This window comes from Rhodobacter sp. Har01 (assembly GCF_020564565.1).
Lineage (GTDB): Bacteria > Pseudomonadota > Alphaproteobacteria > Rhodobacterales > Rhodobacteraceae > Pseudogemmobacter.
In genome coordinates this window covers 534,923-558,838 of sequence record NZ_JAJCTD010000001.1, presented here as the reverse complement: position 1 = coordinate 558,838, position 23,916 = coordinate 534,923, and the positions used below count along the sequence as shown (strand labels likewise).

Here is a 23,916-nt window from a genome sequence, read left to right as displayed (position 1 = left end):
TGAACAAAGGTTGAGAAATGACCCGCACCGTTATTGAATCGAAAACGAAAACCGTCGTCATCGGCTTTGATGAGCCGTTCTGCGTGATCGGTGAGCGGATCAATCCCACCGGCCGCAAGAAACTCGCGGCGGAACTTGAGGCGGGGAATTTCGAAACCGTCATCCGCGACGCGCTGGAACAGGTCGCCTGTGGCGCGACCGTGCTGGACGTGAACTCGGGCGCCGTCTTCACCAACAAGATGGCGACCGATCCGCGTTATGCCGACAACAACTTCGTCGAGCCGCCCTTGATGAAGGCGCTGATCGAGATCGTGCAGCAAACCGTCGACGTGCCCCTGTGCATCGATTCGTCGGTTCCCGGCGCCCTGGAAGCCGGCCTGATGGCCTGCGAAGGCCGCCCCTTGCTGAACTCGGTCACCGGCGAAGAGCACCGGCTGGAACTCGTCCTGCCGCTGGTCAAGAAATACAACGTGCCGGTGGTGGCGATTTCCAACGACGACACCGGCATTTCGGAAGACCCCGACGTGCGCTTTGCGGTGGCGAAAAGGATCGTCGAGCGCGCGGCCGATTTCGGCATTCCCGCGCATGACATCGTGGTCGATCCGCTGGTGATGCCGGTCGGCGCCATGGGCAGCGCCGGCCAGCAGGTCTTCGCGCTGGTGCGCCGGCTGCGCGACGAGTTGGGGGTGAACACCACCTGCGGGGCATCGAACATCAGCTTCGGCCTGCCGCACCGCCACGGCATCAACGGGGCCTTCCTGCCGATGGCCATCGGTGCCGGGATGACCTCGGCGATCATGAACCCGGTCCGCCAGCAGGAAATGGAGGCGATCCGCGCCGCCAACTTCCTGATGAACCACGATGCCAACGGCGGCGAATGGATTCGCTTTGCCAAGGTGCTTGAGGCGGTCGAAGGCGGCATGACCTTCGCCGAGGCCTCTGCCGCCGCCCAATCCGCCGCCGGCGGCCGCCGCGGCGGGCGTCGCGGTCGCGGCTAGTCGCGCGCCACGGCCCGCAGGCTGGCCGCGCGGGCCGCGGGCACGCCGTCCACCTCGACGCAGGTAAAGACGTGCAGCGTGTCCAGATCGCGGTCGGCGACCGCATGGTCGCTGACCCAGCCCCCCATCCCCAGATAGCTGCGCAACAGCGGCGGCAGGCCCGCAAGGGCCGCCGTCCGGTCGGTGACCGGCCCGGCCAGCGCCGGAAACTCCACCACCTCTGCCGCCCGCCGCCCCGGCCGCAGGCCCACAGGCCCCAGGTGGCGGTCCGCCAGCAAGGCCAGCGCCGCGCGATGCGGCTGCCAGTCGGCGCCTGCAAAGGACGTGCAGCCGATCATCCGCCCTGCCCCCGCCGCATCCACGATCTGCGTCATCGCCGCCCAGGCCAGCCGCAGCACGTCCGGGTCGGCCAGACCCGGCGCCAGGCAGAACCGCCCCATCTCGACAGACGGCCGCGCATCCCCCGCCAGCGGCGCCAGATCGTAGAATTGCGCCGCATAGCCCTGCTCCAGCGCGGCGGATTGCAGGATCGCCACCCGAAAGCCGCCGCACAGCGTGCCCCCGGCCCCTTCCACCAGCACATGCCGGCAGCGCGCATCCAGCGCGTCGGCATCATCGCCGCCAGCCCGGAACACCGCTCCCCGCAGCGCCAGCATGCGCGCGATGTCCGCCGGCCCCTCGGCCAGCCGCGCGACGTATCTGCCCCGGATCAGCGGCTGCATCCCTTTTCCCCGCGCCCCTGGCGCCCTAGATCAATGGCAAAGGAGTTCCCAAGGATGGACAAGATCGTCAAGACCGATGCCGAGTGGCGGGCCCAGCTTTCCGACCTCGCCTACAAGGTGGCCCGCAAGCACGGCACCGAACGCCCCTTCAGCCATGACGACTTTCCGAAAGGCCCCGGCACATTCCGCTGCATCTGCTGCGACGCGCCATTGTTCGATGCCGCGTCCAAGTTCGATTCGGGCACCGGCTGGCCTTCGTTCTTCCAGCCGCTCGACGCGCAGGCGGTGGGCGAGACCACCGATCGCAGCTTCTTCATGCGCCGCACCGAAGTTCATTGCGCCCGCTGCGAGGCGCACCTGGGCCATGTCTTCCCAGACGGCCCGGCCCCCACCGGCCTGCGCTACTGCATGAACGGCGTGGCGCTGCGATTCCAGCCAAAGCCGGACTGAGCGCCCTCAGCCGCGTCGCAAATCCGCTGGTCCGGCCCGCTGGTCCGGCCCGCGTCGTCAGTCTCCGGCCAGATCGGACAACTGGATGCGGCCGAAGTTCGACAACAACTGCCGGATGAAGCCCACGCCCTTGACGTTGGTCTCGGTCACCCGGCGCGAAATCTCGATCATGCGGCCGTCTTCCAGCCCGTAGCGGCCGATGTTCTCCACCACGCCGGCCTCGGTGAAGGTCACCGCCAGCACCTGGCGGTCGATCTCCTCGGGCTCTTTCGGGCCATAATGCTTGAACCGGCTCTGCACGTAGAACCAGCCCACGTCGTTCAACAGACCCTGCGCCGAAGGCCGGCCGATCTTTTCGGCCACCGTCTCGCGGGTGTCGACCCCGACCTCGATCTGCGCCAGATCTTCCTCGACCGGCACATAGCCGTGGTTGCGGTAGACTGCCGAGCAGGCCGCCGCGAAGACCACCAGCGCCAGCGCCGCCAGACGAAGGCGCGCAACCAGCCGCCCGATGCCGAAGCCACCGCCGCCGAAGCGCCGCGCTTCCCTGGAACTGACCGCCATCCCTGCCCCTTGTCCTTGGGGTGTCCACGCACCCGATTGGCTCTTGCGCCTTGGGATAACAGATGCCACGCCCTATGTTCAAGAACGCAAGGGCCCGCCCCGCCCCTGCTTCAGGCAAACCCGACCCGGACACCGCGCCATGACCGACGACGCCCCCACCTTTCGCACCGGCGCATTGTCGCACCGGCACCCGACGCCGGTCCGCTGGACCGCCGACGCGCCGGCCCTCGCGGCCCTTGCCATGACGCTGGATCTGCCGGGCATCGACGCGCTGGCTTTCGACGGCGCCTTCGCCCCCGAGGGCCGCGACGATTTCCGCCTTGAGGGCCGGCTGACCGCCCGGCTGACCCAATCCTGCGTGGTGACACTGGCGCCGGTGCCGGCCCGGATCGACGAACCCGTGCTGCGCCGCTACCTGGCCGATTATGCCGACCCGCAGGCCGAAGAGGCCGAGATGCCCGACGATGACACCGTCGAGCCGCTGCCCGCCTTCATCGACCTGGCGGCGGTCGTGGCCGAGGCGCTGGCGCTGGCGCTGCCGCCCTATCCGCGGGCGCCCGGCGCCGATCTGGGCGAGGCGGTCTTCGCCCCGCCCGGCGTGGAACCCCTGCGCGAGGCTGACCTGAGGCCCTTTGCGGCGCTTGCAGCGCTCAAGCCCAAGGCCCCCGAAGGCGGCGGTTCGGACGCCGGCTGACGCCTGCCACAGGGGCGGCAACAGGGGCGGAAATAGGGCTTGCGCCCGGGCCGAATCCGAGTATGTTCCGCGCCTCATTCAAGCTGTGGACCAGCATCCGTCGGCTATTGCCCAAGGGTCTGATCTGCAGAGGAAATCCGGGGCCTGTCCCCCCTCACTCCAAAGGTCGAGACATGGCTGTCCCGCAGAACCGCACCACCCGTTCCCGCCGGAACATGCGCCGCGCCCATGACGCGCTGGTCGCCGCCAACCCCAACGAATGCCCGAACTGCGGCGAGTTGAAGCGTCCGCACCACGTCTGCTCTGCCTGCGGTCACTATGACGCGCGTGAAGTCGTGGCCGCGGCCAAGGAAGTGGACATCGACGAAGACGCGGCGTAAGCCGATCCTTCGCCAGAACATAGCAAGCCCAATGGCCAACGGACGTCTCACGCCGGAAACCTCGGGCCCCGAGCGAACCGTGATTTCGGTCGACGCCATGGGCGGCGACAAGGGGCCGGCGGCGGTGGTTGCCGGCCTTGTCGATTCGGTCGCGCGCAACCCGGGCCTCGATGTGCTTCTTTTCGGCGATGAAGCGCTGGTGGCGCCGCTTCTCGCCCGCGAAGCTTCGCTCGCCGGCCGGGTGACGCTGCGCCACACCGACCGCGCCGTGGCGATGACCGACAAGCCCAGCCAGGTGATGCGGCATGGCCAGGACACCTCGATGTGGGGCGCCATCGACGCCGTGCGCGCCGGCGAGGCGGGCGCCGTGGTGTCTTGCGGCAATACCGGCGCGCTGATGGCGGTATCGATGCTGCGGCTGCGCAAGCTGCCCGGGGTGAACCGCCCCGCCATCGCCTGCCTCTGGCCCTGTCGCAACCCTGGCGGCTTCAACGTCATGCTCGACGTCGGCGCCGATGTGAAGGCCGATGCGGCCGACCTCTTGCAATACGCCATCATGGGTGCCGCCTATGCCCGCAACGGCCTGGCGCTGGCGCGGCCGCGCGTCGGCCTGCTGAACGTCGGCACCGAAGAACACAAGGGCCGCGCCGAGCTGAAAGAGGCGCTGGACCTGCTGGCCTCGCGCGCCGAGGCCGGCGGCTACGACTGCGTGGGCTTTGTGGAAGGTCTCGACATCCCCTCGGATCGCGTCGACGTGATCGTCACCGACGGCTTCACCGGCAACGTCGCGCTGAAAACCGGCGAAGGCACCGCCAAGCTGATCTCAGACTTCCTGCGCGAGGCGTTCGGGGCTGGCTTGCTGTCGAAGTTCGCCGCGCTTCTGGCGCTCAACTCACTGAAAAGGCTGCAGAAACGCATCGACCCCCGGCGCGTGAACGGCGGCGTGTTCCTGGGCCTGAACGGCACCGTGGTGAAATCCCACGGCGGCGCCGACGCCACCGGCGTCTCGGCGGCGGTCAGTCTGGCCTTCAACCTTGCCCGCTCGGGCTTTCTGGAACGCATGGCGGCGCGGGTTGCATCGGCCGACACCGCGGGGCAGGATGCGCCGCCAGTGGGGGCCGCAAGCGCGGTGGCAAGGAGCATTCCATCCAAATGACGATACGCGCCGTGGTCAGGGGCGTCGGGCACTACCTGCCTGACCGCGTGGTTTCGAATGCCGAATTCGAAGCAAGCCTCGACACCTCGGACGACTGGATCCGCTCCCGCTCGGGGATCGAGCGGCGCCACCTTGCCGGCCCGGGCCAGACCACCGCGGACCTTGCCACCCGCGCCGCGAAAGCCGCCCTCGAAGATGCCGGGATGCAGGCCGACGAGATCGACGCCATCATCCTTGCCACCTCGACCGCCGACCTGACCTTTCCCTCGGCCGCCACCATGGTGCAGGCGAACCTCGGCATGACCCGCGGCTTCGCCTTCGACGTGCAGGCGGTCTGCGCCGGCTTCGTCTTCGCCCTGACCACCGCCAATGCGCTGATCATTGCCGGCCAGGCCACCCGCGTTCTGGTGATCGGCGCCGAGATCTTCTCGCGCCTGATGGACTGGACAGACCGCGGCACCTGCGTGCTGTTCGGCGACGGCGCCGGGGCGCTGATCCTGGAACGCACCGAAGCTGCCGGCACCCCCGCCGACCGCGGCATCCTGTCCACCGACCTCAACTCGGACGGCCGCCACAAGGACATTCTCTACGTCGATGGCGGCACCTCGACCGGCACCACCGGCAAGCTGCGGATGGAGGGCAAGGAGGTCTTTCGCCACGCTGTCGAGAAGCTGGCCGAAACCGCCCATGCCGCGCTTGAGAAAGCCGGCCTTGGCAGCGCCGATGTCGACTGGATCGTGCCGCACCAGGCCAATATCCGCATCATCGAGGGCACCGCCAAGCGCATGCAGGTGTCGATGGACCGCGTCGTCGTCACCGTGCAGGACCACGGCAACACCTCGGCCGCGTCGATTCCCCTGGCGCTGTCGGTGGGCAAGGCGCGCGGCCAGATCAAGCCCGGCGACCTGATCGTGACCGAGGCGATCGGCGGCGGACTGGCCTGGGGCGCCGTCGTCCTGCGCTGGTAGGCCGGTATTTGCACCTCAGGGCCGCTTCAAGGCCCGCGGCCAAGCCTTTGATATTGACAAGGCAATTCCATACACCCCATCCTGCTGGAAAACCCGGGGGGGATTTTGATGAGCGAGAAGACCCTGACACGGATGGACCTCACCGAAGCGGTGTTCCGCGAGGTGGGTCTCAGCCGCAACGAATCCGCCAATCTGGTCGAATCGGTGCTGCAGCACATGTCCGACGCACTGGCCACCGGCGAGATGGTCAAGATCTCGTCCTTCGGCACCTTCTCGGTGCGGGCCAAGTCGGCGCGGGTCGGCCGCAACCCCAAGACCGGCGACGAAGTGCCGATCTCGCCGCGCCGGGTGCTGTCGTTCCGGCCCTCGCACCTGATGAAGGACCGCGTGGCCGCGGGCAGGAAAAAGAAGTAAGGACCACGCCGCATGGACAAGTCGCCCGAGGCCTTCCGCACCATCTCCGAGGTGGCCGAGGCGCTGGAGACTCCGGCCCATGTGCTGCGCTTCTGGGAAAGCCGCTTTCCGCAGATCAGGCCGGTCAAGCGGGCCGGCGGCCGGCGCTATTACCGGCCGTCCGACGTGGCGCTGCTGTCGGGGATCAAGCGGCTCCTGCATGAGGAAGGCCTGACCATCCGCGGCGTGCAGAAGATCCTGCGCGAACAGGGCATCCGCCATGTCTCGGGCCTGGCCGAGGAAGCCAGCCCCGAGGAACAGGCGCTGGACGCCGCCATGTCCGCACGGCTGGACATCGAAGAGGCCGCCTCACCGGACGAAGTGGAGGACGCCACCGCAACCGCGCTGGAAGCGGCCCTGGATGCCAAGGCCCCGGCATCGCCCCGGCCGGGGTCGGCGCCCGACCCCTTCCCCGAGGCTGGCGCCGAGGCGACAGAAGAGACCGAACCCGAACCCCAGCTTGCGCTTTTCCGTGGCTCCGCAGCAGCCGCCGTCCCGCCCAGGGTCGCGCCCCCCGGACACGAAGCGCCCGAGGCCGACGCCGCACCGGCGGCGCCCGCGCCTCCGCCGGCCCGCATCCGCCGCTTTGCCGCGGCCCCGACCCAGGACGATGCCCCGACGGCCACGCTGGCCGGCCGCCTGCGCGCCCTGCCGCGCGGCAGCCTGGCCCACAAGGCCGAGCCGCTGGCGGAAATTGCCGCGCGGATCGTCGCGCTGCGGCAGCGGCTCAGCCCGCCGCACTCTGCGTGAATGGCCGCTCTGGCACTCGCTTTGGCACCCGCCCAGGCACCCGCCCAGGCAATGGACGACGGCTGCGGCGCGCTGCAACTTCCTGCTTGCCCCTGCTTGGAAAACCGGTATGACAACCGCGTGTCGGGCCGTAGCGCAGCCTGGTTAGCGCGTCCGTCTGGGGGGCGGGAGGTCGAGAGTTCGAATCTCTCCGGCCCGACCATTGCAAGACCGTCCGCCTGCAGCGCAGTGCGGGCGGTCTTTCATTTCGGGGCCAGGGGGGGCCAGCGATGACAGCCGGCGTCCTGCCCGATCACGCCATCCGCGCCCTTGTGACCGCGGGCGCCATCGCCGCCGATCCGGCGGTGCTGGAGGCCCAGGTGCAGCCCGCCAGTCTGGACCTGCGGCTTGGCTCGGTGGCCTATCGGGTGCGCGCCTCGTTCCTGGCCGGGGCGGGCCGCAAGGTGGCCGACCGGATCGATGAATTCGGCATGCACCGGGTCGACCTGCGCGACGGAGCGGTGCTGGAAAAGGGCTGCGTCTATGTGGTGCCGCTGGCCGAAGGCCTGGCCCTGCCGCCCGGCATTACCGCGGTGGCCAATGCCAAGTCCTCGACCGGGCGGCTGGACCTGCTGACCCGCGCGATCACCGACGGCGGAATGGAATTCGACCGAATCCCCGAAGGTTACAGCGGCCCGCTTTACGCCGAGGTCTGCCCGCGGTCGTTCTCGGTGCTGGTGCGCCAGGGCCAGCGGCTGAACCAGATCCGCTTCCGCGCCGGTCAGGCGGTGCTGTCCGATGCCGACCTTGCCGCGCTGCACGCCGCCGAGCCGCTGGTCGATGGCACCCCGGTCATCTCCGAGGGCCTGGGCTTCTCGGTCGACCTCAAGCCCGTGTCCGGCACGCTGGTCGGCTACCGCGCCAAGCCGCATACCGGGGTGGTCGACCTTGACCGCATCGCCGCCTACCCCGCGCGCGACTTCTGGGAAGAGGTTCATGCCGACGATGGCCGCATCATCCTGGACCCCGGCGCCTTCTACATCCTGGTGTCGCGCGAAGCGGTGACGATCCCGCCCGACTACGCCGCCGAAATGGCGCCCTACCTGGCCATGGTGGGCGAGTTCCGGGTGCATTATGCGGGCTTCTTCGACCCCGGCTTCGGCCATGCCTCGGCTGGCGGCAAGGGCAGCCGTGGCGTGCTCGAGGTGCGCTGCCACGAGGCGCCTTTCGTGCTGGAACACGGTCAGATCGTCGGCCGGCTGATCTACGAACGCATGGCCGCCCGCCCCGACCGCCTGTATGGCACCGGCATCGCCTCGAACTACCAGGGCCAGGGCCTGAAACTCGCCAAGCAGTTCCGCACCGGCTGAGCGAAAGACAGGCGCCTCCAGCGGCGGGGTATTTGGGCCAAGATGAAGCGGCATGACCTTCATCTTGGCGAAAATACCCCGGGGGTCAGGGGGCAGCGCCCCCTGTCGCGCTCAGTCCTCGAACAACTCGCTCTGGCCGATCTGGCCATCGTCCTCGTCGTCCTTCGCCGCGGCCAGCCCGGGGGCCGGGCGGCTGTCCAGCAGGCCCGCCGCGCGCAACTCCTTGATGCCGGGCAGGTCGCGCGCACTTTCCAGGCCGAAGTGATCCAGGAACGTCTCGGTCACCACAAAGGTCACCGGGCGGCCCGGGGTCATCCGGCGCCGGCCCAGGCGGATCCACTCCATCTCCATCAGCTGGTCCACCGTGCCGCGGCTGACCGCCACGCCGCGAATCTCCTCGATCTCGGCGCGGGTGACCGGCTGGTGGTAGGCGACGATGGCAAGCGTCTCGATCGCCGCGCGGCTCAGCTTGCGGGTCTCGACCGTTTCGCGCCGCATCAGGTGGCCAAGGTCCGGCGCGGTGCGGAAGGCATAGGCGTCGCCCACCTTCACCAAGGCGACCCCCCGGCCCTCGTAGCGCCGCCGCAGATGGGCCAAGGCCTCGGCCGGGTCCGACCCATGCGGCAACCGCCCCTCAAGTTCGGCCACCGAGACCGGCTCGGCGCTGGCAAACAGGACCGCCTCGACCATCCGCTCCTGCTCGGCCATCGGCGGGGCCTCGAACAGGCTCCGCTCGTCGTCGCCTTCCTCTGCCTCGTCCTCGCTCACGCGTCCCGCCTCCGGATCTGGATCGGTGCAAAGGTCTCGCCTTGCCGGATCAGCACCTGCCCGCTTTTTGCCAGTTCCAGCACCGCCGCGAAATGCGCCGCCGTGGCACTGCGCCGCGCCATCGGCGTGCCGTCCCAGCCTTCCGGCAGGAAGCTGGTCAATTCGGCCCAGTCGCCGGCAAAGCCGATCAGGCCACGCATCCGCTCCAGCGCCTGCTCCATTGTGAACACATGTTCACGATCCAGCACGAAGGGCCGGAACTCGTCGCGGGTGCGGATGCGGGCATAGGCGCGCATCAGGTCCAGCAGGCTGGCATCCCAGGTGACCTTTCGGTGCTGGCTCAGTCCCTCGGGCAGGCCACGGGCAAAGAAATCGCGGCCCAGCCGGTCACGCGCCATCAGCTGCGCCGCCGCCTCGCGCATCGCCGCCAGCCGCTCCAGCTGGAACGCCAGATGCGCCGCAAGGTCCTCGGCGCTTGGCCCGTCATCCCCCGGCTCGGGCGGCAACAGCAGGCGCGATTTCAGATAGGCCAGCCAGGCCGCCATCACCAGATAATCCGCCGCCAGTTCGATCCGCAGCGATTGCACGGTCTGCACGAAGGCCAGGTATTGCTCGGCCAGATGCAGCACCGAGATCCGCCGCAGATCCACCTTCTGGGTCCGAGACAGCGTCAACAGCAGGTCCAGCGGCCCCTCGAAGCCCTCGACATCGACGATCAGCGCCTCGGCCGACAACCGGTCGGCCACCGGCCCTTCGGGCCCCAGGCGCTCGGGCGCGGTCCAGTCCTCGGCGATGGGGTCGGGCATCAGCTCGTCCTGCGGATCAGGCCCGGAAGGTCGGCCTCCAGCGCCGCAATGTCAACCGCATCGGGCGCCCGCCGTGCCGCCAGCGCGGTCTGCGCCCGGGCAATTGTCGCAGCCCCCATCGTGCCAGCCGCCGCCGCAACCTCGACCATCTGGCCCAGGTCGCCCTTGCAATGCAGCGCCAGGTCGCAGCCGGCCGCCAGCGAATCCGCCGTGCGCGCGCCCAATGACCCCGCAAGCGCCTCCATGTTCAGATCATCCGTCATCAGCAGGCCCGCAAAGCCGATCTCGTCGCGGATCAGCCGGATCACCGCAGGCGATTGCGTGGCGGGCCGGTCATCGACATCGGAAAACACCACATGCGCCGTCATCGCCATCGGCAGGTCGCGAAGCGCCCGGAACGGCGCGAAGTCCACCGCCTGCAACTCGGCCCTCGGCGCCCGCACCGTCGGCAGCGCCAGATGGGTGTCCATCTCCGACCTTCCATGCCCCGGCATGTGCTTGACCACCGGCAGCACGCCCCCCGCAAGCAGCCCCTCGGCCACCGCCCGGCCGATCCGCGCCACCACCTCCGGGTCGCTGCCATAGCAGCGGTTGCGCAGGAACGGATGTGTCTCGGCCTGCGCCACATCGGCGACGGGGGCGCAATTGGCGTCTATCCCCAGGTCCCGCAACTCGGCCGCAATGATCCGGGCCCGCGCCCACATCGCCGCCTCCGCCGCCTGCACCGAAGCGCATCCCGCCACGGTGTCGAACGGCGGCTCCCACTCGCGCCACTGCGGCGCGCGCAGGCGCTGCACGCGGCCGCCTTCCTGGTCGATCAGCACCGGGGCCTCGCGGCCCACCGCCGCGCGCAAGTCCGCGGTCAGCCGGCGGATCTGGTCCGGGTCTTCCACATTGCGGGCAAACAGGATGAAGCCGAACGGGTCGGCGTCGCGGAAGAACGAGCGTTCGGACGCATTCAGGGCCGGTCCTTCGACCCCGAAAATGGTCGAACCCGAACCGGTGTTCATCTATGCGCGACCGGAATGCAGTTGGCACCTTCCGCGGTCAGCGCGGCGCAGAAGCGGCGGGCGTCGTCCTCGCCCTCGAAGCCCAGGGCGCGCAGCCGGAAGAAGGTGTTGCCGCCGCTGACCGCCGATTCGATCACCATCGCCTTGCCCGCCATCAGGGCGGCAAAACGGCCGCCGATCCGCGTCCATTCGGCCCGCGCCTCGTCCTCGGTCTCGAAGGCCCCGAACTGCACCAGCCGGGTGCCCGGCGCCAGGGTGGCGGGATCGACCGTTTCGGGGGCGGCCGGCGCGGCCGCGGTCGGCACCGCTGCATCCGGCGCCGCGCTGCGGGCGGGGCGCGGCTGCGGCCGCGGCGAGCGGATCACCGCACCTTCGGGCGGCGGCAGGCCGGCGGCATCCAGCGCCGCGACCTCGACAAGATCCTCGGACGGCGCCGCGTCGGACCCCAGCGCCTCGGCCAGCGCGGCGGCGACCGCGGCGTCGGTGCTCAATGCGCCGTCGCCCTCCAGCGGTGTCACCGGCACCAGACCGCCGGCATCGCTGTCCAGCCGCGACGGCGTGACCTCGCCTTCCAGCGGCGGGGTGGCCCCGGCCAGCCCCGGCCCGTCGTCCAGACTCAACTCGACCGGTGCGGGCGCCAGCACCAGCCGGTCGGCCGGCGGCGCGGCGGTGCCTTCGGCCACCACGTCGTTGACGGCCAGCCCCTGGTGATCGACCACTTCGCCGCCCGGGTCCTCGGGCGCGATCCGCATCGCCCCGCCCAGGGCCCGGATCACCGGCACGCCGTTGACGTCGCGCACGGCAAGCGCGTAGCCCCACCAGCCCAGGCCCACCACCAGCCCCAGCGAGGCCGCCGCGCCGGCCAGATTGATGATCCTCTGCCCCCGGCCCTGTGCCGGAAAAGCCGCATGCCCTGCGTCGAAATCCGCGTCCGCCATGTTCCGCCTCTGCCCGGGCGGGTTGGTCCCGCCCTTTCACGCCTGCTCGTTCCCGGTCGAGGCGCTTGATTGGTCAGCGCATTTCTTCGACCGGCGTCACGCCCAAGATACCCAAACCTGTGCAAATGACAACGCCCACGGCCCGGGCCAGGGCGATTTTCGCCGCGGTCTTGTGCGCGGCGTGGCTCAGGAAGCGCAATGCGGGGTCGTCATTGCCGGCATTCCAGATGGCGTGAAGGTCGCTGGCCAGTTCATACAGGTAGAACGCCACCCGGTGCGGTTCGTTGTTGCGGGCGGCGATGTCCACCAGGCGCGGCCATTCGGCAATCTTCTTGGCCAGGTCCAGTTGCGCCGGATGGTCCAGTTCCGACAGGTCCGAAGCCATCAACGCGGTGTCGTCCACCGCGATGCCAAGGTCGCGCGCCTTCCTGAGAAGGCTGTTCACCCGGGCATTGGCGTATTGCACATAGAAGACCGGGTTGTCCTTCGACTGTTCCAGCACACGATCGAAATCGAAGTCCAGCGCCACGTCGTTCTTGCGCGTCAGCATGATGAAGCGGGTGACATCGGCCCCCGCCATCTCGACCACGTCGCGCAGGGTGACGAAGGTGCCGGCGCGCTTGGACATCTTGAACGGCTCGCCGTTCTTCCACAGCTTGACCAGTTGGATCAGCTTGATGTCCAGCGGCACCCGGCCATTGGACAGAGCGCTGACGGCGGCCTTCATCCGCTTGACGTAACCGCCGTGGTCGGCGCCGAAGATGTCGATCAACTGGTCGAAGCCGCGCTTCACCTTGTTGTGGTGATAGGCGATGTCGGGGGCGAAATAGGTCCAGCCGCCGTCGGATTTCTTTACCGGCCGGTCCACGTCATCGCCATGCGCGGTGCTGCGGAACAGCGTCTGCTCGCGCGGCTCCCAGTCCTCGGGGGTCTTGCCCTTGGGCGGTTCCAGCACGCCTTCGTAGATCAGGCCCATGCCGCGCAGCGTCTCGATCGCGGCCTCGATCTGGCCGGTGCCATACAGCGCCTTCTCGCTGCTGTAGACATCCATCCGCACGCCCAGCTGCGCCAGGTCGTCACGGATCATCTGCATCATCATGTCGGTGGCGAAATCGCGCACCTCGGCGAGCCAGAATTGCTCGCCCTTGTCCAGCAGGCTTTCGCCATACTTCGCCTTCAGCGCTTCGCCCACCGGAATGAGGTAGTCGCCGGGATACAGCCCCTCGCGGATCTCCGGCTCCAGCCCATGCGCCTCGCGGTAGCGCTCATAGGCCGACCGCGCCAGCACATCGACCTGCGCGCCGCCATCGTTGATGTAGTATTCGCGCGTCACCTCCCAGCCGGCAAAGGCCAGCAGGTTCGACAGCGCATCGCCCACCACCGCGCCGCGCACATGGCCCACATGCATCGGGCCGGTCGGGTTGGCGCTGACGAATTCGACGTTGACCTTCTGCCCCGCGCCGGATTGCGACCGGCCGTAGTTCAGCCCGTGCACCAGCGCGTCGCGCACCACGCCGTGCCAGACCGCCGGCGCCAGCCGCAGGTTCAGGAACCCCGGCCCGGCCACATCGGCGCCCTCGATCCTGGGATCCTGCATCAGCTGCGCGGCCAGCGCCTCGGCGATCTCGCGCGGCGGCTTGCCGGCCCCGCGCGCCAGCACCATCGCCGCATTGGTCGCCATGTCGCCATGCGCCGCATCGCGCGGCGGCTCGACCGCCACCGCCGACATGTCCAGGCCCGAAGGCAAAAGGCCCTCGTCCGTCATCCGGCCAAGGGCATCCACCACCGCGCTGCGGATTTCCGCAAAAAGGTTCATCTGATCAAATCCCCTGTGTTGCCTCTGGCCTTGCCAGAGGCAACACAAGAGGTCAAGCGCCCGCCCCGCCGGCGCGCCAGTCCTCAAGTGCAGGGTTGTCCTCGGGCACCGATGGCGCCGCGGTTCCGGCCGCAAACGGCGACACCACCGCCCGGTTGCGAAAGTAATGCGTCTCGCGCGCGCCGAAATAGAAGGCGACGATGGCGCCCAGAAGCCACCACAGCGGCTCGGGCACGGCGTTCAGCCCGACCATGCGGTGGACAAAGGCCTCGGGGTCCACCATCGCATAGACGAACAACCCGATGGTGCCGAAGGCCAGGAAGGGGCGCGGCAGCCGGTTCAGCCCGTTCACCAGCCGGTCGAACCAGCTCAGCGCCGGGTGCTGGTATTCCTCGCCCAATTGCCGCAGCGCCGCCATCTGCGCCTCGGCCGACAGCTCCATCCGCTTGGTGGCCGAGGGCGTGAAGACCTCGGCCACGCCCTTTGCCGCCTCACCCAGCGCCGCAACGGCGCCGGGCGTGCCGAGGACCGTGCCGATCACCCCCATGCCGCCACCCGCGCCCGGTGCTGCGCCTCGGTCAGGTGGTACTTCGGCGTGATGAAGGCCTCGGCCCGCACAATCCAGCCGCCCTTGCCGCCGTCCGACCGGCGCGCGAACTTGCGGCTGGCGGGGCGCGCATCGGCCAGCGCGTAGTAATAGTTGCGCCGGGCAATCCCGTAGGCATCGGCCAGATGCGACGGCGCCGCCTCCCAGGCCATCTGCGCCTGGCGGATGGTCTGCGCGGCCCGATCGCCCCGTCCGGCTCGCAGGGATAGCCCATCTGCGTCAGCAGCCGTTGCAGGATCTTCACCGCATTGGCGCCCGAATTGACGTACATGTCGAAGACCGACGCCTGCAGCGCCTCGGGCAGCGCGGCCAGCCCGGGCCGCTTGAAGTAATGCTCCAGGTAGATGTCCACCGCCTGCGGCCGGCTCAGGGCGCGCACATCGGCCACGTCGATGCGGGCATCGCGGTTCACGTCGATGCCCAGCCGGCGCAGGGTGCCGATGGTCACCCCGTGGTTGGTCGCCCCGCCCGGGTCGTCCTTGTCGTTCACGAAACCGCCCTCGCGGGCGACGATTTCCTCGGCAATGTCCTTGACGGATGTCATTCGGATGTTCCCCGGTCAGCCCATGCTTGGCGGGGAAATCTGTCAGCAAATCCTTAACGCCGGCTGGCCCCGGCGCGCGCAGGATCGCCTCAGCTGCCGGGCTTGGCGACCGGATCGCGATAGACACCCTGCTCTTTCAGGCTCTCCATCACTTCCTTGGGCATGTAGGTCTCGTCATGCTTGGCCAGCACTTCCTGCGCCACGAAGACATTGCCCCGCATCTGCCCCAGCGCGATCATGCCCTGGCCTTCGGCAAACAGGTCGGGCAACACCCCGGTGAACTCGACCGGGACGCTCTTGTTGGTGTCGGTCACCGTGAAGCTGACCGTGGTGCCCTCGCCGCGCTTGAGACTGCCCGCCTCGACCAGACCGCCGATGCGGAAGACCTCGTCCGGCAACGGCGGCTTTTCGACCACCTCGGTCGGAGCGCGGTAGAAGTTGATGCCGTCGCGCATGGCATATCCGATCAACCCGGTCGCCACCCCCAGCGCCACGAAGGACAGCACGATCACCTGGATGCGGCGCTGCTTCTTCAGGCCCTTGAGGCCGCGGAATTCCTGCTTGGTGCCGGTCATGGTCGGGTTCCTTCAGATCGCAGCGATCCTAGACCCGCTCTAGATCGGGAATGCCTTGACCTCGGTCAACCCCCCTTCGGAAAGGTGATCCGCGGCCGCGACACGGCCGCCCGGCCGTCGCGGCGGCCCGGACCGCACCTCCGGCCCGGCGAACCCGCAGCAAGCCGGGTGCATTGGGCGGCGGATTTTGCTATACTCCCGCGTGCATTTCACCTTGGTCTTTCTAGCTTCAGGATAAGCCCCATGCGCATCGCCAGCTACAATGTCGAGAACCTCTTCGACCGTGCCCGGATCATGAACCTGCCCGACTGGTCGGACGGCCGCCCGGTGCTCGAGGACTTCAAGGCCCTCACCGACCTGCTCGAACAGCCCGCCTATGGCAATGCCGACAAGGCGCGCATCCTTGAGCTGATGGCGAAGCTTGACCTTCTGGCAAGCGATCAGGGCCCCTACGTCACCTTGCGTCGCAACCGCGGCCAACTGGTCGTGCGGCGCCGGGACGGAACCGTCGATGTGGTGGCGAACGGCCGCGCCGACTGGATCGGCTGGCTCGAACTGCGGACCGAGGCGGTGAACGCGACCGCGATCCGCAACACGGCCCAGGTGATTCGCGACCTGCGGGCCGACATCCTGACCGTGATCGAGGCCGAGAACCGCACCGCGCTGATGGCCTTCAACGACGATCTGCTGGCCACCGTCGGCGGGGTGAAGGCGGAAAGCATCATGCTGATCGACGGCAACGATGCTCGCGGCATCGACGTCGGTCTGCTGACCGGGCCGGGCCATGCCATCGGCCTGATGCGCAGCCATGTGAACGAGGGCCGGCCCGTCCGCGCGGTGTTCTCGCGGGATTGCCCGGAATATCAGGTGACCACCCCGGCCGGAGAGGTGGTCTGGGTTCTGCCCTGCCATTTCAAGTCGAAAGGCTTTGGCAGCCCGCGCGACAACGACGCCAAGCGGCTGCGCGAGGCGACGGCGGTCGCCGGCTACGTCTCGCGGCTGCTGGCCGAGGGGGCGGCGAATGTGGTGGTGCTGGGCGACATGAACGACACGCCCGACAGCGCCCCGCTGGCGCCTCTGTTCGGCCACCCGAACCTGCACGCGGCCCACACCCACCCGACCTGGCAGGTGCAGCCGCCCGATCGTCCCGGCACCCGAATGCTGGGCGCCAAGTCGGACCACATCGACCACATCCTGCTGTCCGACGCGCTTTGGGCCCGGATGACGGCGGGCGGGGTGTTCCGCCGCGGCGCCTGGCCCGGCAAACGCACCCGGCACTGGGACGCCTATCCCGAGATCGAGCGCGAGATTCACGCCGCCTCGGACCACCACGCGGTCTGGGTCGAACTGACCTAGGGCCGCGGCCCTACCAGCGCCCGGTTGCGGCCTGCCACAGCAGCCGGCGGCGCCGGGTGAACTCGGACAGTTGCAGCCGGCCTTCGCGCACCGCCGCCGGATCGCGCGCCGCCAGGGTCAGCAGACCCTCGGCCTGCCACCCCGCCAGCAGGGCCGGCGCCACCGCCTTGGGCACCAAGGCCCGCCCTGCCCGCGCCTCGGCCAGCCGCGCCAGCCCCTGAAGGGCCAGATCGGCCACCCCGGTCCCGGCGGGCAAGGGCTGCCGCCCCCGCGCGGTCAGTTCAGGCACAGCGCGCAGGAAACTGGCCATCCCGGCCGCCCAGCCATAGGCCCGCACCGCCACCTCGGCCCCGTCCGGCGCGCCCAAGGCCCGCGCGGCCAGCCACATCAGCCCGGCCGCGGTGTCCTCGACATAGGCCGCAAGGGCGCGATGGTCCGCGAACGGCGCGCGCCAGACATCGTGGTGCCGCGCCGCGATCAGGCGGTCCAGCACCGCCTGGGGCAGCCCCGCTTCGCGGATCAGGACCTGCAACGGCCCGGCCACGTCATGCGCCGGCGGTACATCTTCGGCCACCACGTCGCGCCACCACTGCAGCCGCATCTCGGCGATCATCGGCTCCTGCGTGACCCAGGGTGCGCGGGCAACCTCAAGGTTGAAGGCGTATAGCGGCAGCAGCCGCGCGCGCGTCCAGGCCGGCGCGGCGCGGACCGCCAGCAGGCGGTCGGGGTCGCCGCGTTCCAGCAGCCGGGCGCAGGCGTCCAGCGTCACTGCGGAACCGCGACGGCCAGGAGGTAGCCGTATTCGCCGCCATGCCGGCGCCAGAGCGCGATCTCGCGGCGGAAGGAAGCCACCACCTCGGCCATCTCCGGATCGTCCTGCAGCGCGTCAAGGCGCGCCTCAACCGGCAGGTAATAGGCGGCCCAGGCCGTATCGGGCAGCCAGAACCCGTCCGTCCTGCGCCAGCCCGCAGCCGCGATCTCGGCACCAAGCCCGGCCTCGTCGCGCAACGCCACGCCGTCTTCGGCGAAGAAGGCGGCGACTTCGGGCGAGACCTGCGGGCGGCGCAGCACCAGATCGGTGAAGACCACCCGCCCGCCCGCGGCAAGGCAGGGCGCCCAGGCCCGCAGCGCCGGCCCGATGCCGGGGCCGTAGATGGCCCCGCCGGACCAGATCAGGTCATAGCGGCCGGCCGGCGGGTCCAGCATGTCGGCCACCTCGGCCCGGACCATGGGAAAGTGCGCCCGGACATGGGCGATGAAGGCTTCCGACAGGTCGACCGCCGTCACCCGGCCCCGCGGGACCAGCGACAGCAGCGCCGGCAGGTCGGCGCCCCGGCCGCAGCCGGCATCCAGAACCTCGGCATCGGGCGCCAGCCCGGCGCAGGCCCGCATCAGGCTGGCCGCGTCGCCGGGGGCGCAGAGGTCCAGCCCCTCGAACAGGCGGAAAATGCTCATGGCAGGGCGAGCGGCTGGCCGATGTCGCGGATCAGCTTCCACTGGATCGCGTCCAGAAGGGCCTCGAAGCTGGCGTCCACGATGTTGGGGCTGACCCCCACGGTTGACCAGCGCCGCCCCTGCCCGTCCTCGCTGTCGATGATGACCCGCGTCACCGCCTCGGTGCCGCCCTGGGTGATGCGCACCTTGAAATCGACCAGCTTCATGTCGTCGATGCAGGCCTGATACGGCCCCAGGTCCTTGGCCAGCGCCTTGGCCAGGGCGTTGACCGGGCCGCGGTCCTGTCCCGATCCATCCATGCTGTCGCTGACCGACATCGCCTTGCGCCCGCCGATCTTGACCACCACCACGGCCTCGGACAGGCTGACCATCCGGTCATACTTGTTCTTCCGCCGCTCGACCGTGACGCGGTAGCGCTTGACCTCGAAGAAGCTGGGGCACAGCCCCAGTTCCCGCCGCGCCACCAGCTCGAAACTCGCCTGGGCGCCGTCGAAGGCATAGCCCTGGTCCTCACGCTCCTTCACCACATCCAGAATGCGCGCGAGGCGGCTGTCCTTCGGGTCGGCCTCGATGCCGGCCTGCGCCAGCCGCGCCCGCAGGTTCGACTGCCCGGCCTGGTTCGACATCGGGATCACGCGTTCGTTGCCGACGCGGGCGGGGTCGATGTGTTCGTAGGTGGTCGGATCCTTCAGGATGGCGCTGGCGTGCAGCCCGGCCTTGTGGGCAAAGGCCGATGCGCCGATATAGGGCGCAGACCGCAGCGGCACCCGGTTCAGAATGTCGTCCAGAATCCGGCTGGTCTTGAGCAGGCCCCGCAGGGCCTCAGCGCTGACCCCGGTCTCGAACCGGCTGGCATAGGGTTCCTTCAGCAAGAGCGTCGGGATCAGGCTGGTCAGGTTGGCGTTGCCGCAGCGCTCTCCCAACCCGTTCAGCGTGCCCTGCACCTGCCGGCACCCGGCCTCGGTGGCGGCCAGGCTGCCCGCCACCGCATTGCCGGTGTCGTCATGGCAGTGGATGCCCAGGGCTTCGCCCGGAATGCCCGCGGCGATGACCTCCGAGACGATCCGCCCCACCTCCGAAGGCAGCGTGCCGCCGTTGGTATCGCAGAGCACGGCCCAGCGGGCGCCCTCGTCCAGCGCCGCGCGCAGGCACGACAGGGCATAACCCGGGTTGGCCCGGTAGCCGTCGAAGAAATGCTCGGCATCGAACAGCGCCTCGCGCCCCAGCGCGCGCAGGTGGCGGAAGGTTTCGGCAATGGCCTGACGGTTCTCGTCCAGCGTCACGCCCAGGGCGGTCGAGACGTGAAACTCATGCGTCTTGCCCACCAGACAGACCGTTGCCGTGCCCGCATTCAGCACCGCCGCCAGCACATCATCATTCGCCGCCGACCGCCCCACCCGCTTGGTCATCCCAAACGCCGTCATCTTCGCCCGAGTCCGCGGGGCCGCCGCAAAGAACTCGGAGTCCGTCGGATTGGCCCCCGGCCAGCCGCCCTCGATGTAATCCACCCCCAGGGCATCCAGCGCATGGGCGATCTGGGTCTTGTCCGAGGCCGAGAACTGCACCCCTTGGGTCTGCTGCCCGTCGCGGAGGGTGGTGTCGAAGAGGTAGAGGCGATCTTTCAAGCTGGACCTCCTATGAAACCCGCCAATTGGAGGAGGCCAATGTCAATACGATCGGGAATGTCATTAATCATGACATTCCACTCATCAGTGACGTTGTTCTGATTGTCGATGAGTGAGGTCACGATCACATTTCGATTCCTCGAAAGGCCTTCAATTTCCTCAGCCGAAGGCCATCGACCGCTTCCATCGTAGGCGAGATCGTGCAGCTTCTTCCAGCCCCTTTCTTGCCCAGCATAACTGGCAGTCCAACTCGGCTGCTTGCCGTCAGAAATCACGACTCCTGCGACTTCCAGAACTGCTCGCAAATAGTCAGATGCGGCGTAGTCTCTTAGCTGTCGAAACTTCTGACGCAAATGGAAAACCGCTTCTATTGAAGATCTGGCCTCGTCGTCCACTGTGGGTCGATACCATTCTCCGGCACTTGGTAGCAAAAAACCCATCATGTTCGCTGCACTCTTCAGCAACTCGTATTCGCGCGCTTTATACAGATCGCGAAGGCGCTTGATTGCATCAGAAGTATTCAAATCGTTGGCCAGAGCTTCGACAACCTCTCCGTCGACGGGTAATCTGGCTTTGACGTCTTCGGTTGCAAACCACCACCGCCTAAGCTCCTTCTTCGCATCACTTGCGGCTCTGCGGCGCCAGTCCATTGGGCTGCGATAGTGCGTCATCAGCAGCACGAAGCGGATCACCTCGCCGGGGATGCCCTGCTCCAGCAAATCCCGCACCGTGAAGAAGTTGCCCAGGGACTTGGACATCTTCTTGCCCTCGACCTGCAGCATCTCGTTGTGGAGCCAGACCTTGGCGAAACTCCCATGCGGGTGGGCGCAGGCGCTTTGGGCGATTTCGTTCTCGTGATGGGGGAATTGCAGGTCCAGCCCGCCGCCGTGGATGTCGAAGCTCTCGCCCAGCAACTCGTAGGCCATGGCGCTGCATTCGATGTGCCAGCCCGGGCGGCCGCGGCCCCAAGGGGAATCCCAGCCGGGCAAGCCTTGGTCCGAGGGCTTCCACAGCACGAAGTCCATCGGGTCTTCCTTGTACGGCGCGACCTCGACCCGGGCGCCGGCGATCATGTCATCGACCGACCGCCCCGACAGCGCGCCATACTCGGCATAGGACCGCACCCGGAACAGCACGTGCCCTTCCACGGCATAGGCGTGGCCCTTGGCGATCAGCCCTTCGATCATCGACACCATCGCGCCGATGAATTCCGTCGCCCGCGGCTCATGGTCGGGCCGCAGGGCGCCCAGGGCGTCCATGTCGGCGTGATACCAGGCAATGGTTTCCTCGGTCCGCTCATGGATCAGCGCTTCCAGCGTCTCGGGGCGGCCGGCCTTCTGCCGCCGCAATGCCTCGGCGTTGATCTTGTCGTCGACGTCGGTGAAGTTGCGGACATAGGTTACATGCCCGGCCCCGTAGACGTGGCGCAGGAGCCGGTAGAGCACGTCGAACACCACCACCGGGCGGGCGTTGCCCAGATGCGCGCGGTCATAGACGGTGGGGCCGCAGACATACATCCGCACATTCGAGGGTTCGAGAGGAACGAACTCTTCCTTCCGGCGGGTCTTCGAGTTGGTCAGGCGGATCGTCACCATGGGTCCATAGCCTTTGGCACGCGGCATTCCCGCGCGGGGCCCTGGCTTTGTCATGGACAAGACGAAGCGCCCGCGCGACCGAAGTCAGCGGGTAATGCAGCAGATGCGGATGTTGCGCAACGTCGTCATGCCGGCGGACATAGCGCCCTTTCGCCCCGTCGCCAATGGAAAAGATGCCGTCAGCCGCCCGAGCGTGCGAAGGTCCCGCGCGGATCGGCGCCAAGGCCCAGCCAGCCGGCGATGGTGGCCGCGACATGGGCGCTGATCTGCGATTTCTGCGTCTCGCCCCTTGCCCGGGCGGCCCGCATCTCATCGCCCGACAGGGCGGGAAGCGAGGCCTCCACCTCAGTCGGGCCGTAGACCACGGCGCCCGAGGCATCCAGCACCCGGGCGGTGAAGCCGATGTTGTGCACGCCGGCCTGGTCGAACCGCTGCTCGGCCTCGAACGTCAAGGCGTGGAAGCGGCTCACGGTCAGCTCCAGCGTGACCGGGCGGCTGCCGCGCAGGCCGGCGGCCCCCCGGGTTGCGGCGGCCTTCAGAATCGCCGCCACCTGGGCGCGGCGGTCGCCGGGCGGGTCTTCGCGCCAGACGATATCGGCCCGCGGCAGGTAGGATTTCTGTTCGCTCACGGTCAGGCTGTCGGGCACGTCGACGCGCACGCCCGCCAGCCGCCAGCCCGCCGCCAGATCGGCCGGCACCGGCGCGTCATAGGCGGTGCGAAAACCGCCCCCGACGCAGCCGGCGGCAAGGCCCGCCGCGGCAAGACCGGCGAAAAGGAAATGGCGACGCGACTGCGGCATGCGGAACCTGACCAGTTGGCGCGGGCACGCGACCCCGCCGTATTTTAGTCTAGCGCTCAAGGGTTGACGAGAGATTGCCGCCGCAGGATCACAGGCACGGCGAAGGAGTGCCGACATGGATCACGAAGAGCTGCGCAACTGGTCGAAACGGGCGGCGGACTGGGCGGCCGACTACCACGCGTCCCTGCGCGACCGGCCGGTGCGGGCGCCGCTGGTTCCGGGTGAGGTGGCGGCCCGCCTGCCCGTCGCCCCACCCGAGGCGGCCGAACCGATGGAAACCATCTGGGCCGACTTCGAACGCATCGTGCCCGGAGGCATGACGCATTGGCAGCACCCGCGGTTCTTTGCCTATTTCCCGGCCAATGCCAGCCCGGCCTCGATGCTGGCCGAACAACTGGCCAATGCCATGGCGGCACAGGCGATGCTGTGGCAGACCTCGCCCGCAGCGACCGAAATCGAGCAGGGCATGATCGGCTGGCTGGCGCAGGCCTTGGGCCTGCCCGCAGCCTTCACCGGGACGATCCACGATTCCGCCACCACGGCCACCCTGTCGGCGGTCTTGACGATGCGCGAAAAAGCGTTGGATTGGCAAGGCCTTGCGGAGGGTCTTTCAAGCTCTCCCAGACTGCGGATCTATGCCAGCGCCGAGACCCATTCCTCGGTGGACAAGGCGGTGCGCATCGCCGGGATCGGCCAGGCGAACCTGGTCAAGGTGCCCACCGATGCCAGCCTGTCGATGAAGCCGGACGCTCTGGCCGGGGCGATTGCCGCGGACCGGGCGGCGGGAATGATGCCAGCGGGGGTGGTGCTTTGCGCCGGCGGCACCAGCGTCGGCGCCTTCGACCGCATCGCCGATTGCATCGCCGTGGCGCAGGGCGAAGGGCTGCCGGTACATGTCGATGCGGCCTGGGCGGGTTCGGCCATGATCTGTCCGGAATTCAGGGCCTTGTGGGCCGGAATTGAACAGGCCGGTTCGATCATCTTCAACCCGCACAAATGGCTCGGCGTGCAGTTCGACTGCGCGGTGCAGTTCCTGCGCGACCCCGGGCCGCAGGTGCGAACCTTGGGGCTGCGGCCCAGCTATCTTGAGACCGCGGGGCGCGAGGAAATCGTCAACTTCAACGAATGGACGGTGCCCCTGGGCCGCCGGTTCCGCGCGTTGAAGCTGTGGTTCACCCTGCGCGCCTATGGGCTGGACGGGCTGCGGGCGCGCATCCGCAACCATGTAGCCTGGGCGCGCGAGGCCTGCGACCGCTTGCGCGCAATGCCGGGAATCGAAATCGTGACAGAGCCTTCTCTGTCACTCTTCACCTTCCGCCTGGGGTCGGACACGGCCACCGAGCGGCTGCTGCAGCGGATCAACGACGATGGCCGCATCTACCTGACGCAGACCCGGCACCGGGGGGCCTATGTCATCCGGGTGCAAGTCGGGCAATTCGACTGCACGCACGCGGATGTCATGGCCATTCCGGCGGTGGTGGCCGAGTTGATGCGCGAAATCTGACTTGCCTTGCGGGCCGGCCACAGGCCAGCTTGC

25 protein-coding genes, 1 tRNA gene and 1 pseudogene are annotated in these 23,916 nt (G+C 68.6%); 12 read left to right on the top strand and 15 right to left on the bottom strand.

The window, feature by feature from the left end:
• Positions 1 to 17: 17 nt before the first annotated feature.
• Positions 18 to 998, top strand: a complete 981-nt coding sequence (locus LHP98_RS02705) for a methyltetrahydrofolate cobalamin methyltransferase (protein ID WP_227250947.1) — start codon at positions 18 to 20, stop codon at positions 996 to 998.
• On the opposite strand, the gene LHP98_RS02700 is transcribed toward LHP98_RS02705, so the two are convergent.
• Positions 995 to 1,720: a GNAT family N-acyltransferase gene (locus tag LHP98_RS02700; protein WP_227250946.1), complete on the bottom strand. Its 726-nt coding sequence runs from the start codon at positions 1,718 to 1,720 to the stop codon at positions 995 to 997. The genes LHP98_RS02705 and LHP98_RS02700 overlap by 4 nt on opposite strands.
• Before the next feature lie 54 nt (positions 1,721 to 1,774).
• Here LHP98_RS02700 and msrB point away from each other — a divergent pair, with 54 nt between their 5' ends.
• On the top strand, positions 1,775 to 2,170 hold the full coding sequence (gene msrB / locus LHP98_RS02695) for a peptide-methionine (R)-S-oxide reductase MsrB (RefSeq protein ID WP_227250945.1): 396 nt from the start codon (positions 1,775 to 1,777) through the stop codon (positions 2,168 to 2,170).
• Between the two features lie 57 nt (positions 2,171 to 2,227).
• Here msrB and LHP98_RS02690 read toward each other — a convergent pair whose 3' ends face one another.
• Positions 2,228 to 2,734: an outer membrane protein assembly factor BamE gene (locus tag LHP98_RS02690; protein ID WP_227250944.1), complete on the bottom strand. Its 507-nt coding sequence runs from the start codon at positions 2,732 to 2,734 to the stop codon at positions 2,228 to 2,230.
• 139 nt (positions 2,735 to 2,873) lie between these two features.
• Here LHP98_RS02690 and LHP98_RS02685 point away from each other — a divergent pair, with 139 nt between their 5' ends.
• From LHP98_RS02685 to LHP98_RS02650, 8 genes are all read left to right on the top strand, one after another.
• The gene (locus tag LHP98_RS02685; RefSeq protein ID WP_227250943.1) at positions 2,874 to 3,428 is read left to right on the top strand and encodes a YceD family protein; all 555 of its coding nucleotides are present in this window, start codon (positions 2,874 to 2,876) and stop codon (positions 3,426 to 3,428) included.
• A 173-nt stretch (positions 3,429 to 3,601) separates the two neighbouring features.
• Positions 3,602 to 3,808: a 50S ribosomal protein L32 gene (rpmF, locus tag LHP98_RS02680; RefSeq protein ID WP_227250942.1), complete on the top strand. Its 207-nt coding sequence runs from the start codon at positions 3,602 to 3,604 to the stop codon at positions 3,806 to 3,808.
• A 31-nt stretch (positions 3,809 to 3,839) separates the two neighbouring features.
• On the top strand, positions 3,840 to 4,964 hold the full coding sequence (gene plsX, locus LHP98_RS02675; protein WP_227250941.1) for a phosphate acyltransferase PlsX: 1,125 nt from the start codon (positions 3,840 to 3,842) through the stop codon (positions 4,962 to 4,964).
• Positions 4,961 to 5,932, top strand: coding sequence for a beta-ketoacyl-ACP synthase III (locus LHP98_RS02670; protein WP_227250940.1), 972 nt, complete (start codon positions 4,961 to 4,963; stop codon positions 5,930 to 5,932). Before plsX ends, LHP98_RS02670 begins: the two co-directional genes overlap by 4 nt.
• A gap of 108 nt (positions 5,933 to 6,040) precedes the next feature.
• Entirely contained in the window at positions 6,041 to 6,346 is a 306-nt protein-coding gene (ihfA, locus tag LHP98_RS02665; protein WP_227250939.1) for an integration host factor subunit alpha, read from the top strand.
• A gap of 12 nt (positions 6,347 to 6,358) precedes the next feature.
• Complete coding sequence (locus tag LHP98_RS02660) at positions 6,359 to 7,135, top strand: MerR family transcriptional regulator (RefSeq protein WP_227250938.1); 777 nt, start codon at positions 6,359 to 6,361, stop codon at positions 7,133 to 7,135.
• 124 nt (positions 7,136 to 7,259) lie between these two features.
• Positions 7,260 to 7,337, top strand: a tRNA-Pro gene (locus LHP98_RS02655).
• Positions 7,338 to 7,404: 67 nt separating this feature from the next.
• Positions 7,405 to 8,484 carry a 2'-deoxycytidine 5'-triphosphate deaminase gene (locus LHP98_RS02650; RefSeq protein WP_227250937.1) on the top strand — a complete coding sequence of 360 codons (1,080 nt, stop codon included), beginning with the start codon at positions 7,405 to 7,407 and terminating at the stop codon, positions 8,482 to 8,484.
• A 111-nt stretch (positions 8,485 to 8,595) separates the two neighbouring features.
• On the opposite strand, the gene scpB is transcribed toward LHP98_RS02650, so the two are convergent.
• The 8 genes and pseudogenes from scpB to ccmE form a co-directional block, all read right to left on the bottom strand.
• Complete coding sequence (gene scpB / locus LHP98_RS02645; protein ID WP_227251537.1) at positions 8,596 to 9,192, bottom strand: SMC-Scp complex subunit ScpB; 597 nt, start codon at positions 9,190 to 9,192, stop codon at positions 8,596 to 8,598.
• 56 nt (positions 9,193 to 9,248) lie between these two features.
• The gene (locus LHP98_RS02640; protein WP_227250936.1) at positions 9,249 to 10,058 is read right to left on the bottom strand and encodes a segregation and condensation protein A; all 810 of its coding nucleotides are present in this window, start codon (positions 10,056 to 10,058) and stop codon (positions 9,249 to 9,251) included.
• The gene (gene nagZ / locus LHP98_RS02635; protein WP_227250935.1) at positions 10,058 to 11,068 is read right to left on the bottom strand and encodes a beta-N-acetylhexosaminidase; all 1,011 of its coding nucleotides are present in this window, start codon (positions 11,066 to 11,068) and stop codon (positions 10,058 to 10,060) included. Before nagZ ends, LHP98_RS02640 begins: the two co-directional genes overlap by 1 nt.
• A complete protein-coding gene (locus LHP98_RS02630) occupies positions 11,065 to 12,006 on the bottom strand; it encodes an SPOR domain-containing protein (RefSeq protein WP_227250934.1) in 942 nt (313 codons plus the stop codon). Before LHP98_RS02630 ends, nagZ begins: the two co-directional genes overlap by 4 nt.
• A 73-nt stretch (positions 12,007 to 12,079) precedes the next feature.
• On the bottom strand, positions 12,080 to 13,822 hold the full coding sequence (argS, locus tag LHP98_RS02625) for an arginine--tRNA ligase (protein ID WP_227250933.1): 1,743 nt from the start codon (positions 13,820 to 13,822) through the stop codon (positions 12,080 to 12,082).
• 52 nt (positions 13,823 to 13,874) lie between these two features.
• Positions 13,875 to 14,369 (bottom strand): holin family protein, encoded by a 495-nt coding sequence (locus LHP98_RS02620; RefSeq protein ID WP_227250932.1) that lies wholly within the window; start codon positions 14,367 to 14,369, stop codon positions 13,875 to 13,877.
• Positions 14,360 to 14,973 (bottom strand): annotated as a pseudogene (locus LHP98_RS02615) (holin-associated N-acetylmuramidase). Before LHP98_RS02615 ends, LHP98_RS02620 begins: the two are co-directional and overlap by 10 nt.
• 89 nt (positions 14,974 to 15,062) lie before the next feature.
• A complete protein-coding gene (gene ccmE / locus LHP98_RS02610; protein ID WP_227250931.1) occupies positions 15,063 to 15,548 on the bottom strand; it encodes a cytochrome c maturation protein CcmE in 486 nt (161 codons plus the stop codon).
• A gap of 243 nt (positions 15,549 to 15,791) precedes the next feature.
• Between ccmE and LHP98_RS02605 the strand changes: the two genes are divergently transcribed.
• A complete protein-coding gene (locus tag LHP98_RS02605) occupies positions 15,792 to 16,904 on the top strand; it encodes an endonuclease/exonuclease/phosphatase family protein (protein ID WP_227250930.1) in 1,113 nt (370 codons plus the stop codon).
• Between the two features lie 10 nt (positions 16,905 to 16,914).
• Here the strand turns inward: LHP98_RS02605 and LHP98_RS02600 are convergent, their stop codons facing one another.
• The 5 genes from LHP98_RS02600 to LHP98_RS02580 all read right to left on the bottom strand — a co-directional run bounded on the left by LHP98_RS02600 (position 16,915) and on the right by LHP98_RS02580 (position 22,379).
• The gene (locus LHP98_RS02600) at positions 16,915 to 17,673 is read right to left on the bottom strand and encodes a squalene/phytoene synthase family protein (RefSeq protein ID WP_227250929.1); all 759 of its coding nucleotides are present in this window, start codon (positions 17,671 to 17,673) and stop codon (positions 16,915 to 16,917) included.
• Entirely contained in the window at positions 17,670 to 18,359 is a 690-nt protein-coding gene (locus tag LHP98_RS02595; RefSeq protein ID WP_227250928.1) for a class I SAM-dependent methyltransferase, read from the bottom strand. Before LHP98_RS02595 ends, LHP98_RS02600 begins: the two co-directional genes overlap by 4 nt.
• The gene (cimA, locus tag LHP98_RS02590) at positions 18,356 to 19,984 is read right to left on the bottom strand and encodes a citramalate synthase (protein WP_227250927.1); all 1,629 of its coding nucleotides are present in this window, start codon (positions 19,982 to 19,984) and stop codon (positions 18,356 to 18,358) included. Before cimA ends, LHP98_RS02595 begins: the two co-directional genes overlap by 4 nt.
• Positions 19,981 to 21,579, bottom strand: a complete 1,599-nt coding sequence (cysS, locus tag LHP98_RS02585; RefSeq protein WP_227250926.1) for a cysteine--tRNA ligase — start codon at positions 21,577 to 21,579, stop codon at positions 19,981 to 19,983. Before cysS ends, cimA begins: the two co-directional genes overlap by 4 nt.
• A gap of 179 nt (positions 21,580 to 21,758) precedes the next feature.
• Positions 21,759 to 22,379: a DUF6778 family protein gene (locus tag LHP98_RS02580; RefSeq protein WP_227250925.1), complete on the bottom strand. Its 621-nt coding sequence runs from the start codon at positions 22,377 to 22,379 to the stop codon at positions 21,759 to 21,761.
• 115 nt (positions 22,380 to 22,494) lie between these two features.
• Here LHP98_RS02580 and LHP98_RS02575 point away from each other — a divergent pair, with 115 nt between their 5' ends.
• Positions 22,495 to 23,883: a pyridoxal phosphate-dependent decarboxylase family protein gene (locus tag LHP98_RS02575; RefSeq protein ID WP_227250924.1), complete on the top strand. Its 1,389-nt coding sequence runs from the start codon at positions 22,495 to 22,497 to the stop codon at positions 23,881 to 23,883.
• Positions 23,884 to 23,916 lie beyond the last annotated feature (33 nt).